Raw genomic sequence first — 14,326 nt, 5'->3', positions numbered from 1 at the left:
GCCGCTTGAAATGTTTTGCCGCGCCCATAGGATAGTTATCCGCTATAAGCGATTTTTTAACTGAGGAAGAAGAAATTTTATGATGCGTATTGCGCTTTTCCTGTTAACCAACCTGGGCGTAATGTTGGTTTTTGGACTGATCCTCAGTCTGACGGGAATTCAGTCAAGCAGTGTTCAGGGCCTGATGATCATGGCGGGTCTGTTTGGCTTTGGCGGTGCGTTTGTCTCACTGCTGATGTCTAAATGGATGGCGCTGCGCTCCGTAGGCGGTGAGGTCATTGAGCAGCCACGTAACGAAACCGAGCGCTGGCTGATGCAGACCATTGCCGGACAGGCGCAGCAGGCGGGCATTGCTATGCCGCAGGTCGCTATTTATCATGCGCCGGACATTAATGCCTTTGCTACCGGCGCGCGCCGCGATGCCTCACTGGTTGCGGTTTCTACCGGGCTGCTGCAAAACATGAACCGCGATGAGGCCGAGGCGGTGCTGGCGCATGAAATCAGCCATATCGCCAACGGCGATATGGTGACGATGACGCTGATCCAGGGCGTGGTAAACACCTTTGTGATCTTTATCTCGCGTATTATCGCGCAGATAGCCGCAGGCTTTATGTCGGGCGATCGCGAAGAGGGCGAAAGCAGCAACGGCAACCCGCTGGTCTATTTTGCGGTGTCGATGGTGCTGGAGCTGGTGTTCGGTATTCTGGCCAGCATTATCACCATGTGGTTCTCGCGCCATCGTGAGTACCATGCCGATGCCGGTTCGGCGCGTCTGGTTGGCCGCGAGAAAATGATCGCCGCGCTGCAACGTCTGAAAACCAGCTATGAGCCGCAGGAAGCAAGCACCATGATGGCGTTCTGCATTAACGGTAAATCGAAGTCGCTGAGCGAGCTGTTTATGTCGCATCCACCGCTGGATAAGCGTATCGAGGCGTTGCGCAGCGGCCAGTACCTGAAATAGTCGTTAAGATGATAAATGCCGGTCGCTGACCGGCATTTTTTTGCCTGTCGATCAGCCCGCTTTCTGTTGCGGCCCCGGCTGCGTCAGCCGAAGCGCGCTGACGATGGCGGCCAGCGTAGAAAATCCCCCCGCCAGCAGCAGCGAGGCGTGCGTGCCCTGATCGCTGAACAGATTGAACATTAACGCGACCAGCGCCGCGCCGCTGGTTTGACCCAGCAGGCGCGCCGTGCCCAACATGCCGCTCGCGCCACCGCTGCGATGACGTGGCGCCGAACTGATAATAGTGTGGTTGTTGGGCGACTGAAACAGGCCAAAGCCCGCGCCGCAGATCATCATGCGCCAGATAATGTTCCAGTTATCCGGCGAAGCTGGCAGTAGCGCCAGCGAAAACAGGCCGATAGCAAAGCATCCCAGCCCTATAGCGCCCAACAGCCCGGCATGGTAGCGCTCGATGAGTCTGCCCGCTATCGGTGCCATCACCATCGTTGCCAGCGGCCACGGCGTCAGCAGCAGGCCTGTCGCTACCTCGTCGCGATGCAGCACGGTTTGCAGAAAAAACGGCAGCGACACCATCGCCAGCATCTGCGCGCAAAAGGAGCATACCGAGGTGCCGAGCGACAGCGAGAATACCGGGATACGCAGCAGGTCGACCGGCAGCAGCGGCACCGGCAGCCGCAGCTGCCGACGAATAAACACCACGCCAATAACTACCAGCGCGACCAGTTCCGCCGCAACCAGTTTGCCGCTCTGACCCTGGGCGAAACCGCTCAGCGCAGAGATTAACAGGCCAAACGTCAGCGCGTTCATGATGGCACTGGGAATATCAAAGCGCTGTTCGCTGGCTTTTTGCGGATTATCGGGTAGAAAGCGGAAGGCGAGAAATAGCGCGCCGAGGCCTACCGGCACGTTAATCAGGAACAGCCATTGCCAGGAGGCGACAGAGAGCACGGCAGCGGCCACGGTCGGGCCAGCGGCGGTTGAGACGGCGACGATGAGGGAGTTAATGCCCATTCCGCGCCCCAGGTAGCGCTGCGGATAAATGATGCGGATCAGCGCGGTGTTCACGCTCATCAGTGCCGCGCCGCCAAAACCCTGCAGCACCCTGGCGAAGGTCAACATGCCCAGCGAGTCGGAAAACGCGCAGAACAGCGAGGTACAGGTAAATACCACCAGTCCACACTGATAGACGCGGCGGTAGCCCAGGATATCGCCCAGAAAAGAGAGCGAAAGCAGCGAGACGATAATCGCCAGCTGATAGGCGTTGACGATCCAGATCGAGGCCGCCGGACTGGCCTGAAGATCGCGGGCAATAGTTGGCAGCGCCACGTTGGCGATAGCGCCGTCCAGCACGGCAACGGTAATACCCAGTGCGATAGCTAAAATCGCGCCATAGCGCTGCGGAACGGGCAGGCCATCCGATGGAAGAGTTTGCGGCATAGAGAAAATAGTCAGGAGAGTGAATATCATAATGCTAATGATTTTTTCCTTGCCTTACCATTTATTCAGCGCGCTCAACCATCAGCAAATGTGTCTGTGCTGCCGACAGGTTAGCGTTGCGCTGCCGCTGCGGCAAAAAGTATACTGGGAATAGTGTTCCATTTTTTATAAAACAATAAGGCAAAAGCGTTATGGCGAAGGATGAGGTGGATAAACAGCCCGATTCGGTCTCTTCCGTACTGAAAGTGTTTGGCATTTTACAGGCGTTAGGCGAAGAGCGAGCGCACGGCATTACCGAGCTGTCACAGCGGGTGATGATGTCGAAAAGCACCGTTTATCGTTTTTTACAGACCATGAAGTCGCTGGGCTACGTTGCGCAGGAAGGCGACACGGAAAAATATAGCCTGACCCTGAAGCTGTTTGAGCTGGGCGCAAAGGCGTTACAGAATGTCGATCTGATACGCAGCGCCGATATCCAGATGCGCGAACTTTCCCGCCTCACCCGCGAGACGATCCACCTGGGCGCGCTGGAAGAAGACAGTATTGTTTATATTCACAAAATCGACTCGCTTTACAATCTGCGCATGTACTCGCGCATTGGCCGACGCAATCCGCTTTACAGCACCGCTATTGGTAAAGTGCTATTGGCCTGGCGCGATCCGGAAGAGGTGAAAAGCATCCTGGCAGAGGTCAGCTTTCAGAAGAATACCTCCCGCACGCTTACGTCTACGGACGCGCTGATAACCCAGCTGGAACGGGTACGCGCACAGGGCTTTGGCGAAGATAACGAAGAACAGGAAGAGGGATTGCGCTGCATTGCCGTGCCGATATTCGATCGCTTTGGCGTGGTGATTGCCGGACTGAGCATCTCCTTCCCGACCATCCGTTTTACGGAAGAAGAGAAGGGCAACTATGTTGCGATGCTGCACCGTGCGGGCAGGCTGATATCGGAACAGATGGGCTATCGGGACTATCCTTTCTAAACCGACGGGCCGACAGCACTCGGCCCGTCGCGGTTTCAGTTATCGATCACTTCACTGCTTTTTTTCAGCAAAGGGCAGTCGGTGACGCCGACAATGCCGCTGTCGCTGTGCAGATACTGGGCGGTGGTCATGCCGCGAGCGGTAAGATACTGGCATTGCAGCCCCATCCCTGCGACATTCTTATGGCTTCCGGCCAGTACGCCATAGCCGGTGACCAGCAGAGCCAGCCAAATCACGACCAGCAGGCCAACAAGACGAACAAAAAATTTCATGCTTTCTCCTTTATGCGTCGGCCTTTCCCGTAGTCGCCGACGCCAGTACATTGTGAGCAGATACGCAAAACATTGTCAGCATACAGCAGTGCCGCCATAAAGCCTGCGCGAAGGTTCCTAAATTTCCATCAGCGCGCTATCAATTCGTTGATGAGCAGGTAAAATTCGGCTCATTATAATTATATGTAACATCAGGAGTATAGGTATGTTAAACGAGGTCGCCAATGGCGCGGCGGGAGCCGGCTTGCTTATCGGCATTATGCTTGTCGGGCTGGTCGCCTGGTTTTTTATTACTCGCGCCAGCGTCAGAGCTAATGAACAGATCCGCCTGCTGGAGGCGCTGCTTGACGAGCAGAAACGGCAGAACCAGCTGCTGATAAAGCTTGTCGGCGCGCGGCAGGTGCCGGCTGAAGATAACAATGAGACTGATTTTATTCGTTTAATTCCGGAGCGCTAATCGCTCCGGCACAAGGAGCACCGCATGGCCTGGCAAAACCCCTGGTACGATCCGCAAAAAGCGCACCACACGCCGGAAGGCTTCCGTAACCCTGAACAGGATCTCCGCCAGCCCGGTGATTTACAGCGCTGGCGCAAAGAGCGCAAGGCGCAGGGGCTGCCTTTTCCACCGGCGCAGGGCTACGATGCGTTTATTCGTCAGTGGTGGCAGCCTGCCGATTTAAGCGGCGAGGAGGATGCCGTCTGGTGGCTGGGCCATGCCTGCCTGCTGCTGCGCACCTCGGGCAAATACACGCTGATCGATCCCGCGCTGGCGTCGCGCGCGTCGCCGCTCCAATTTTACGGGCCGCAGCGCAAAACGCCTGCCGCGCTGAAAGTCGAAGACCTGCCCGCGTTGGATCGCGTACTGATTTCGCACAGCCATTACGACCATCTTGACTGGCCTACCATCAAACTGATCCTGCGTCATTTTCCGGACGTGCATTTTGTGGTGCCGCTGGGGCTGGCGCCCTGGTTTAAAAAACGCGGGGCGAAAAAGGTCACGCAGCTGGACTGGTGGGAAAGCGTCACCGATCGCGAAATGCAGATCTTTGCCGTTCCGGCGCGTCACTGGAGTATGCGTACGCCCTGGGATCGCAACCGCTCTTTATGGTGCGGTTGGGTAGTAAAGAGTCAGGGCGTAAATTTCTGGTTCAGCGGCGACAGCGGCTATTCCGAAAGGCTGCTGGAGATCCCGCGCAGGCTGGGGCCTTTCAACCTGGCTGCTTTGCCAACGGGCGCTTATGCGCCGCAGTGGTTTATGCGCGGACAGCATATGGATCCGGACGAGGCCATTTCGCTACATCAGGCGCTGGGCCAGCCCGTCACCATTCCCATTCATTGGGGCGTATTCGAGCTGGCGGACGAATCGCTGGACGAGCCGCCGCGCGTGCTGAGCGAAAAGATGCAGGCAGCAAAGCTGGACGAGCACCGTTTCAGCGCGTGGAAAATTGGCGCGAGGATGCCCCTTAAAAATATAAATTAAGAATAATCCTGGTAAGGGAATTTAAAATGCGTACGCGCTGATATCAATGCCGGTTAATCCAAATAGATTGATGGTACTAATGGCAATTAATCGGGAAGGGGGCTGCATTTAAATGGGGCAGGCAAAAATACATTTTCCTGATTTTGGTGCAGTTTAAATTTAAATATGAACCATATGCTCCTTTTGATACCCCAATGCCATTCTAATTTTGCGTGGCGCGGAGCCATCTTTAAATGAAGATTTTTGAGTAAGCAATGTCATATTTCTGCAATAAGCCAGATGGAAAATCGCCCGGAGCGCAGCGAGAAGCCGTAGACTTGGCAGCGGCGGCAGGCTAAGATGTGCTTAGAAAATTGCATGACCGACGGGCCTGTGCCATTCGGTTTTACTCTGGCGACGTTCAATAATTCCTTTGTTGATGTGCAATAAGTGCCGCAGACGTTTCAAATATGTGCGACAGTCCGACGACCTTATAAAAATGACTTGCCATTAATAATCGAATATGTGATAACGCTTTTGGTAAAACGGGGTACAGTTCTGTTTATGTATGGCATCTTCAGTAAAGAAGTTCTGAGTAAAGACGTTACGTTGAATACCGCTTCCTTGCCGAGCCTTAATTTATGCCTCATGCAGTTGTGTCTCTGATTTTTCTGTACGTCACGCCCCCGGGCGAATTAACACTCTAAGGAATTTGCAAAATGGCAAAGATTAAAGGTCAGGTTAAGTGGTTCAACGAGTCTAAAGGTTTTGGCTTCATTACCCCTGCAGACGGCAGCAAAGACGTGTTCGTACACTTCTCTGCTATCCAGGGCAATGGCTTCAAAACTCTGGCTGAAGGCCAGAACGTTGAGTTCGAAATTCAGGACGGCCAGAAAGGCCCTGCTGCTGTGAACGTCACCGCTATCTAATTTTCGATCTTGCCGTTGCCCGCGCGACGGTTCAGGCAAGCATCAGAATAATAAAGCCCTGCCGGTATCGGCGGGGCTTTTTCCTTTCCGGCCATGAAAACCTGCCCTGGCCTGCATATTTCCGGTAAACTGCCGCTCTTAACGTTACCGGAGAGTTGTTATGTCTTATCTTTGCCCGCTTTGCCATCATCCCTTGCTGCCCGATGCTTCCGGCTGGCGATGTGAGAACCGGCATCAGTTCGATCGGGCAAAAGAGGGCTACGTCAATCTGCTGCCGGTGCAGCACAAGCGATCTAAGCAGCCGGGCGACAGCGCCGAGATGATGCAGGCGCGACGTGAATTTCTGGATGCCGGGCACTATCAGCCTCTCCAGTCCAGCGTCTGCGATATTTTCCAGCGCATCCTGCCGCCCGAAAACGCCAGCGTGCTCGATATTGGCTGTGGCGAAGGCTACTACACCCACGCGGTGGCCGATATGCTGCAAAAAAACGGCGAGGCGGAAGTCCACGCGCTGGATGTATCCAGAGTCGCGGTGCGTGCTGGCGCTAAACGCTATCGCAACGTTCGTTTTTGCGTGGCGTCCAGCCACCGGCTGCCGTTTGCCAGCGAACAGTTTGATGCCGTGCTGCGTATCTATGCGCCCTGCAAGGCGGAGGAGCTGGCGCGGGTAGTAAAGCCCCACGGCTACGTCCTGACCGTTACGCCGGGGCCGCGTCACCTGCTGCAGTTCAAAGAGCTAATCTATCAGGAAGCACGCCTGCATGATGAAACGCCCGAAGCGTTGCCGGGCTTTACGCTGGTAGAGCAGCATTCGCTTAATTATTTAATGAGCCTTAACAGTGAGACGTCCGCCGCACTCTTGCAGATGACGCCTTTTGCGTGGCGCGCCCGTCCTGAAGTCTGGGGCGTGCTGGCTACCACGCCGTCGTTTGAGGTTGAAACGGACTTTACGCTGCGCCTGTGGCAAAAGGAAAAGCCTGAGGCTGCGCAGCAGACAGAGGCGCCTTCTTCTGGCGAATAGCGGAGCAGGGCCGTTTGTGACTGAACGGTCTTCTGTAAATGTAAGCAAATATTTTGACGTTGTCCCGTGCGCTGTTTACAGTAGAACTCCTTAATTTTTACAGGAGCCACGGGCCTGCGCCCTCCCTATGGATCGTCACCGAAGTTGTTTAACTAAGCCACCGGCCTACGCGGCCACTCTGACTTTGCCTTTTGATGGCGCTTATCTTTCCTTGTCTCCAGCCATAAGCTGCGCGATGGTGTTGCCAGTTTCTTTTTCCCCTATCTCTGTTCGGAGCCTGTCATGGAATTTCTCTTAGACCCGTCAATCTGGGCCGGTCTGCTGACGCTGGTCGTCCTTGAAATCGTGTTGGGAATAGATAACCTGGTTTTTATCGCCATCCTGGCCGATAAGCTGCCGCCAAAGCAGCGTGATAAAGCCCGTCTGATAGGCCTGTCTCTGGCGCTGATTATGCGTCTGGGTCTGCTTTCTCTGATCTCCTGGATGGTGACCCTGACGCGTCCGTTGTTCAGCGTCGCGGATTTCAGCTTTTCGGGGCGCGATCTGATCCTGCTGGTCGGCGGTTTCTTTCTGCTGTTCAAAGCGACGATGGAGCTGCATGAAAGGCTGGAAAACCGTGAGCACATCGGCGGAGGCGCTAAGGGCTATGCCAGCTTTTGGTCCGTGGTTATCCAGATTGTGGTGCTGGATGCCGTCTTCTCGCTGGATGCGGTGATCACCGCCGTTGGCATGGTCAACAACCTGGCGATTATGATGACGGCGGTAGTGATCGCGATGGGCGTAATGCTGCTGGCCTCAAAACCGCTGACCCGATTTGTCAACGCGCATCCTACGGTCGTGGTGCTCTGCCTCAGCTTCCTGTTGATGATCGGGCTTAGCCTGGTGGCGGAAGGCTTTGGCTTCCATATTCCAAAAGGCTACCTCTACGCGGCTATCGGCTTCTCTATTCTGATCGAGCTGTTTAACCAGATCGCGCGGGTGAATTTTCTTCGCCATCAGTCCAAAAGACCGATGCGTGAGCGTACCGCCGAAGCTATTCAGCGGCTTATGGGGGGACGACGCGGCGGCCATACGGATAACGGCGAACAGGAGAGCGAAACCCTCAAGCTGATGCCGCAGGAAACCTTTAAAGATGAAGAGCGTTATATGATTAACGGCGTGCTGACGCTGGCCTCGCGCTCGGTACGCAGCATTATGACGCCGCGCGGTGATATTTCCTGGGTCAACGCCGAGCGTCCGGCGGATGAAATCCGCGTTCAGCTGCTGGATACGCCGCACAGCCTGTTCCCCGTCTGCCGGGGAGAGCTGGATGAGATTGTCGGCGTCGTGCGGGCAAAAGAGCTGCTGGTGGCCCTGGATCAGGGCATTGATGTCGCCACCTACGCTGCCGCTATGCCGCCGGTGATCGTGCCGGAAACGCTGGATCCGATCAATCTGCTGGGCGTGCTGCGTCGCGCCAGGGGCAGCTTTGTGGTGGTAAGCAATGAGTTCGGCGTGGTGCAGGGTCTGATAACGCCGCTGGACGTGCTGGAGGCGATTGCGGGCGAGTTCCCGGATGAGGATGAAACGCCTGATATCGTCGCTGATGGCGAAGGCTGGCTGGTGAAGGGCGGCACCGATCTGCATTCTTTGCAGCAGCTGCTGGATACCCAGATGCTGGTGAAGCCGGCAGACGATCATGCTTCGCTGGCGGGACTGCTGATTGCCCAGAAAGGCCAGCTGCCCCAGGCGGGCGAGGTAATAGCACTGCCGCCGTTCGCCTTCCAGATTGTCTCTGCTACCGACTATCGTATTGATCTGGTCCGCGTGACGCGGGAAAAAGCCCCGGTGGAAGAAGGCTAAACCTGACGACACATCAGCCGCCGCCGGGCGGCTGATGTTCGCTAAGCCACTGAGGGAAACTTTCCAGCGGCATCGGTCGGGCAAACAGATATCCCTGCAACACATCCACGCCTTTCTCACGCAGGTAGGCCGCCTGAGCTGCCGTTTCCACGCCTTCCGCAACCAGGCTGATATTCAGCCGCTGCGCCAGGGAAATCACCATATCCGTAACGGTCGCGTTAATCGCGTCTGTCCCTATCGCCGCGGTAAAAACCTTATCGATTTTCAGCACGTCCGGGCTGAGCGTTTTCAGATAGGAGAGCGAACTGTGGCCGGTGCCGAAATCGTCAATCGCCAGCTTCACGCCGTTCTGGCGCAGCTGAGCCACCACGCGCTGGTCAACCTCCGGCAGCGCATCGCGCTCGGTCAGTTCCACAATCAGCTGCGGAGCCGGGTTCGCCGGCCACCAGAGCTGCTTCAAATCCGTCACGATTTGCCGGTCATGAAAATGGCTGGAAGCGACGTTGATGGCAATATGGAAATCGGAGCGGGCCGGCAGCAGCGGCAGCTGGCTGACCACCTCGGTTAACACATAACGCGTCAGCGGCGCGATTAAATTATGCCGCTCGGCCAGCGGAATAAAAAGATCCGGCGATACCCAGCCCTGGCGGTCGTTATGCCAGCGCAGCAGCAGCTCGATGCCTTCGCATTCGCCGCTGCGGGCGTTAATCAGCGGCTGGCAGTACACCATAAATTCACGCGCGTTAATGCCGTAGCTGATCTGCCAGGCAAGGCTCATGCGGTTCGCGGTCGCCAGCCAGACAATGTAGCCGGACAGCAGGCTCAGCAGCAGCGCCAGCGGCAGCTGTTCAGGCAGCGCCAGCAGCGCCAGCCTGGCGGGCGCCGGCCCATACAGCGTGACGGAAAAAGGATAGCGCAGCGAGGCGTCCTGATAGCTGACTTCATCCTCGGACGGCAGCGCTTTTTCAATCAGGGGATTGCCGTATTCCAGGCTGTGTTCGCCTACGTTGAAAATAACGCGTTCCACCCACGGCAACTCAGGCTCAAGCAGGTAGTTGCTCATCAGCTCGATATTAACGAGTTGCAGGATCCCGGCCCTGTTGCCTGCTTCCAGCGGCGTCCACAGCAGCAGTACCGGTGATCCCTTAAGCAGATGATCGTCGGTGCTTAGCAACATTCGCTGATTGTTTACGGCCAGTTCGGGATAGGTGGCGCTGAAGGCAAGATTGGTACTGCCATAAATGCTGGAACAGTACATATTGTCCCGATCGACCAGGATAATTGATCGCACGGTTTGCAGCGAGGCCAGCTTTTCTACCAGCGGAAAACGAACCTGATCGCACGGCAGGCCCACCAGCCCCTGCGTATTATTAGCCGCCACGTCAAGCGGCGAAAAAAGGCGATCGAAACGCTGGATCGCTTTGCTGGCAAAAGTGTGCGACAGCTTTTCGATATGATTTTTTTCGACGATAAAGCGTAAAGCCAGGGTAAGGATAAGCACCAGCGCGGCGACTACCACAGCAATTAACAAGCGTCTGCGGCGAAACGCCCCAGTGGCTTCCTGTGACACTTGCATTAATGACCATCCTTAAAGCGAAACGCGAACCAGCCTGTTATCGGCAAAAGTAAGATTAAGTTTAGTCCTGAGAAATGAAAAACGGGGTTAAACAGCGGGTTGCCAACAGCAGAAATAGAGGGAAAAGGAAAGCGCCAGCGCCGCAGAAGGCGCTGGCGGAAAATCAGTCACACTGTACTTTTATCGCCAGGCCGCCGCGGGAAGTTTCACGGTATTTGGCGTTCATATCCTTGCCGGTTTCATACATCGTTTCGATCACTTTATCCAGCGAAACGCGTGCCTCACTGGTACGCCGCATCGCCATGCGCGCGGAGTTAATCGCTTTTACCGAAGCAATGGCGTTACGTTCGATGCAGGGAACCTGCACCTGACCCGCAACCGGATCGCAGGTCAGGCCCAGGTTGTGCTCCATGCCGATTTCCGCCGCCACGCAAACCTGCTCCGGGCTGGCGCCCAGCAGCTCGGCCAGACCCGCCGCCGCCATTGAACAGGCCACGCCGACCTCGCCCTGGCAGCCCACTTCCGCGCCGGAAATCGAGGCGTTCATCTTGTACAGGATGCCGACAGCGCCCGCCGCCATAAAATAGCGGATAAAAATATCGGGACTGACCGAAGCGATAAAGTGATCGTAATAGGCCAGCACGGCCGGCACGATGCCGCAGGCGCCGTTGGTTGGGGCCGTCACCACCCGGCCGCCCGCCGCGTTCTCTTCGTTAACGGCCAGCGCAAACATGTTTACCCAGTCGATCACGTTCATAGGATCGCTGGAAAGTTTGTCGGAGGAAACCAGCAAACGGCGCAGCGCGGGCGGCGCGGCGCGGTACGCGCAGCGGGCCAGGCAGAACGCCTTCGGTATTCAGGCCGCGATCGATACAGTCGCGCATGCTCTGCCAGACGTCCGCGAAATAGTGTTCGATCTCCGCCCGGCTGTGCAGCGCCAGTTCGTTCTTCATCACCATACCGGAAAGCGACAGGCCGGTTTCATGACAGTGGGCCAGCATCTCTTTCGCCGAGTTGAACGGATAGGGCACCGACACTTCGTTCAGCGTGGACTGGCCGAAATGCTCTTCATCGACGATAAAGCCGCCGCCGATGGAATAGTAGGTTTTGCTGTAAATCAGCTCGTCGCCCGAGAAGGCATGAATGCGCATACCGTTTTCATGCAGGGAGAGATTATCGCTGCGAAACACCATGCCGCCTTCGCGTGGAAAATCGACTTCGTGCGCGCCGCCGGCCAGCAGCAGACGCTGTCGCGCCTCTACATCACGAATAAAGGCCGGAATGCCGTCGATATCCACACTTTCCGGCGAGGCGCCCGACAGGCCCATAATAATCGCGATATCGGTGTGGTGCCCTTTACCGGTCAGAGAAAGCGAACCGTAAACGTCGACGGCGATGCGCGTCACATCGGTTAATTTGCCCAGGCTGACCAGATCGTCAACAAACTGTTTGCCGGCTTTCATCGGCCCCACCGTATGGGAACTGGATGGGCCTATGCCGATCTTAAACATGTCGAAAACGCTAATCACATTCTGCTCCCGGGTCCGCAGTTAATCGCTGGATAATATTTAATGGTAATCATCATGTGAACGATAGTCGCATGAAATAAACTAATCTTCTGCAGACAGAAAAGTTATTGCGGGCTGCATCACACTGGCGTCCGCTGCTTTTTTCTGCCTGACCTGAACTAAGGCAAACAAAAACCGGCCCGCTATGATTCGGGGCCGGTCTTTTGCGCTGCAATATAAAGGATTTACGCTAATTGTGAAGGGGTAAGGCAAACTAAAAGAGGGAATTTCTTTGCCGTTTTGCTGTAAAGCTCTGGCAAAGCGGGCAAGCGACGCTATTTTGTGCGAAACCGCTACTCTGTTACCTGCAGGCTGAGCTGGCGGATAATGCCCGCAGTCATGCCCCAGATAAAATAGTCGTCAAACCAGGAAAGCCAGATCCGGTGTGTTATGCCGTGGCGCTGGATATCCAGCGGTGCATAGCGCCCCAGCCGGAGTGCTTCCTGAAGCGGCATCTCAAAAACCGATTCCACCTCCGCTTCATTGGCGTGCCAGGCAAGATTATCAGGCAGAATGCCTACTACCGGCGTAACCTGAAAACCGGTGCTGCTGGTCACGGGCGGCAGCACGCCGATCACCTTTACGCTTTCAGGCGGAATAGCGACCTCTTCCTGCGCTTCGCGCAGCGCGGTGTAAATCAGTGACCGATCTTCATTATCCCGCATCCCGCCGGGGAAGGCGACCTGCCCGGCATGCTTGCGCAGCGTGGCGGCGCGTCGGGTCAGCAGCAGCGCAGGACGCGGACGGTTAATAATCGGCACCAGCACCGCCGCCTGGCGCGTGGGCAGCTGAGGCACGGCAGGCTCGGGCCGCTGTAGCTGAAAACGGGTGATAAAACGCTCCAGCGCCGGTGACGCGTCAGGCATGATAGTGCTCCAGACAGGGAAGAATGCGGTTTACCTTATCGAACGTTTCCTGATATTCCGCCTGCTCGTCGCTGTCGGCCACGATACCGCCGCCAGCGGTACAGTAAAGCTGGCCGTTTTCCGCCGTCAGGGTGCGGATGGTGATGCTGGTATCCATGCGGCCGCAGACGCTGAGATAACCGATGCTGCCGCACCAGGCGTTGCGGCGGTGCGGTTCAAGCTCATCGATAATAGCCATTGCCCGTACTTTAGGCGCACCGGTGATAGATCCGCCAGGGAAACAGGCGCGCAGCAGAGCGCAGGCCGTAAGCCCGGGTTTCAGCGTGCCGGTAATGGTACTGACCAGATGATGCACCGCCGGGAAAGGCTCTACGACAAACAGCTCCGGCACTTTTACCGTGCCGGGTACGGCTACGCGGCCAATATCGTTGCGCAGCAGGTCGACAATCATCAGGTTTTCCGCCCGATCCTTAGGCGACTGCGCCAGCTTCTCCGCCTGACGGCGATCGGCCTGGGGATCGCTCAGGCGCGGCAGCGTGCCCTTAATTGGGCGAGTTTCGATTTCGCCCGCCGCCATATGCAGAAAGCGTTCGGGCGAAAGGCTTAAGATGGCGCTGTCCGGCAGGCGAAGAAAGGCGCTGAAGGGCGCACGGTTCTGGCGGGTCAGCGATCTGTATGCCTGCCATTCATCGCCGCTGTAGCTGGCCTGAAAGCGCTGGGCCAGATTGATTTGATAGCAGTCGCCGCTGCGCAGCCATGCCTGAACCTGACGGAACTTCTCGCCGTAGGCTTCACGACTCATATTGGAAGCCCAGGCGCTGGTCAGGCGAAAAGGCTCGGGCACCTGCGGCGTTTGTTCATCGAGCCAGCGCAGCCGTTGCGCGGCGTCGCCATGCGTGATCAGCGTCAGGGTCTGGCGATGGTGATCGGCAATCAGCGCCCAGTCGTAAATGCCCACGGCCATATCCGGCGTGGTTAAATCCGGCTTCGCCCGCTGCGGCAGCTTCTCGAACCGCCGCCCCAGATCATAGCCGAACAGCCCCAGCGCGCCGCCCTGAAAAGGGTAGTCGCTGCTTTCAGCCGCCTGCAAATTGCTCTCCTGCAACGTCTGATGCAGCAGAACGAGCGGATCCTGTTCGCTTTCCGTCACCAGGCCGTCACGTACTACGCAGGTCAGACCGCCGCAGGTGGTCAGCGTGGCGACGGGGTCGGCGACCATAATATCGAAGCGATTGTCGCTGTGTTCCGCAAAGCCGGAGTCCAGCAGCATCGCCCAGGGCTGATGGGCGACAACAGTAAACAGATCCCCGAGCGATTCGGGCGTATACTCCAGAGGATAATAAACAGGTGGCATGATTAAGGCAGATCAGAACTAAAACAGGCAGCAAGCCTGACATATTTTTCTGCTGCTG

The 14,326-nt window shown here is 56.6% G+C and carries 13 protein-coding genes and 1 pseudogene; 8 read left to right on the top strand and 6 right to left on the bottom strand.

Going from position 1 to position 14,326, the window contains the following annotated elements:
* Positions 1–79 precede the first annotated feature (79 nt).
* A complete protein-coding gene (htpX, locus tag ACVWZ0_RS13120) occupies positions 80–961 on the top strand; it encodes a protease HtpX (protein WP_125287812.1) in 882 nt (293 codons plus the stop codon).
* Between the two features lie 51 nt (positions 962–1,012).
* Here htpX and ACVWZ0_RS13115 read toward each other — a convergent pair whose 3' ends face one another.
* On the bottom strand, positions 1,013–2,428 hold the full coding sequence (locus tag ACVWZ0_RS13115) for a DHA2 family efflux MFS transporter permease subunit (protein WP_437177820.1): 1,416 nt from the start codon (positions 2,426–2,428) through the stop codon (positions 1,013–1,015).
* A gap of 161 nt (positions 2,429–2,589) precedes the next feature.
* Between ACVWZ0_RS13115 and kdgR the strand changes: the two genes are divergently transcribed.
* Positions 2,590–3,381, top strand: a complete 792-nt coding sequence (kdgR, locus tag ACVWZ0_RS13110; protein WP_253460823.1) for a DNA-binding transcriptional regulator KdgR — start codon at positions 2,590–2,592, stop codon at positions 3,379–3,381.
* A gap of 35 nt (positions 3,382–3,416) precedes the next feature.
* On the opposite strand, the gene ACVWZ0_RS13105 is transcribed toward kdgR, so the two are convergent.
* Positions 3,417–3,653 (bottom strand): YobH family protein, encoded by a 237-nt coding sequence (locus tag ACVWZ0_RS13105; RefSeq protein WP_253460826.1) that lies wholly within the window; start codon positions 3,651–3,653, stop codon positions 3,417–3,419.
* A 205-nt stretch (positions 3,654–3,858) separates the two neighbouring features.
* Between ACVWZ0_RS13105 and ACVWZ0_RS13100 the strand changes: the two genes are divergently transcribed.
* The 6 genes from ACVWZ0_RS13100 (at position 3,859) to ACVWZ0_RS13075 (ending at position 8,904) form a co-directional block, all read left to right on the top strand.
* Complete coding sequence (locus ACVWZ0_RS13100) at positions 3,859–4,110, top strand: YebO family protein (RefSeq protein ID WP_253460829.1); 252 nt, start codon at positions 3,859–3,861, stop codon at positions 4,108–4,110.
* A gap of 24 nt (positions 4,111–4,134) precedes the next feature.
* Positions 4,135–5,133 (top strand): MBL fold metallo-hydrolase, encoded by a 999-nt coding sequence (locus tag ACVWZ0_RS13095; RefSeq protein WP_253460832.1) that lies wholly within the window; start codon positions 4,135–4,137, stop codon positions 5,131–5,133.
* Positions 5,134–5,676: 543 nt separating this feature from the next.
* Positions 5,677–5,778, top strand: a complete 102-nt coding sequence (locus ACVWZ0_RS13090; protein WP_253461303.1) for a DUF2627 domain-containing protein — start codon at positions 5,677–5,679, stop codon at positions 5,776–5,778.
* A 53-nt stretch (positions 5,779–5,831) separates the two neighbouring features.
* Positions 5,832–6,041, top strand: a complete 210-nt coding sequence (gene cspE, locus ACVWZ0_RS13085) for a transcription antiterminator/RNA stability regulator CspE (protein ID WP_001062678.1) — start codon at positions 5,832–5,834, stop codon at positions 6,039–6,041.
* A gap of 160 nt (positions 6,042–6,201) precedes the next feature.
* On the top strand, positions 6,202–7,062 hold the full coding sequence (gene rlmA / locus ACVWZ0_RS13080) for a 23S rRNA (guanine(745)-N(1))-methyltransferase (RefSeq protein WP_253460835.1): 861 nt from the start codon (positions 6,202–6,204) through the stop codon (positions 7,060–7,062).
* A gap of 282 nt (positions 7,063–7,344) precedes the next feature.
* Complete coding sequence (locus ACVWZ0_RS13075; protein ID WP_253460837.1) at positions 7,345–8,904, top strand: TerC family protein; 1,560 nt, start codon at positions 7,345–7,347, stop codon at positions 8,902–8,904.
* Positions 8,905–8,917: 13 nt separating this feature from the next.
* On the opposite strand, the gene ACVWZ0_RS13070 is transcribed toward ACVWZ0_RS13075, so the two are convergent.
* The 4 genes and pseudogenes from ACVWZ0_RS13070 to pabB form a co-directional block, all read right to left on the bottom strand.
* Positions 8,918–10,480: an EAL domain-containing protein gene (locus ACVWZ0_RS13070; RefSeq protein ID WP_253460841.1), complete on the bottom strand. Its 1,563-nt coding sequence runs from the start codon at positions 10,478–10,480 to the stop codon at positions 8,918–8,920.
* Positions 10,481–10,643: 163 nt separating this feature from the next.
* Positions 10,644–12,009: pseudogene (sdaA, locus tag ACVWZ0_RS13065) on the bottom strand (L-serine ammonia-lyase).
* A gap of 332 nt (positions 12,010–12,341) precedes the next feature.
* On the bottom strand, positions 12,342–12,914 hold the full coding sequence (locus ACVWZ0_RS13060) for a CoA pyrophosphatase (RefSeq protein WP_253460847.1): 573 nt from the start codon (positions 12,912–12,914) through the stop codon (positions 12,342–12,344).
* Positions 12,907–14,268, bottom strand: a complete 1,362-nt coding sequence (gene pabB, locus ACVWZ0_RS13055; protein WP_253460850.1) for an aminodeoxychorismate synthase component 1 — start codon at positions 14,266–14,268, stop codon at positions 12,907–12,909. Before pabB ends, ACVWZ0_RS13060 begins: the two co-directional genes overlap by 8 nt.
* Positions 14,269–14,326: the final 58 nt, after the last annotated feature.

The organism is Erwinia sp. TECH1 (assembly GCF_054057575.1).
Note: the sequence above shows the minus strand (reverse complement) of the source record. Positions and strands in the feature narration are given on the sequence as shown.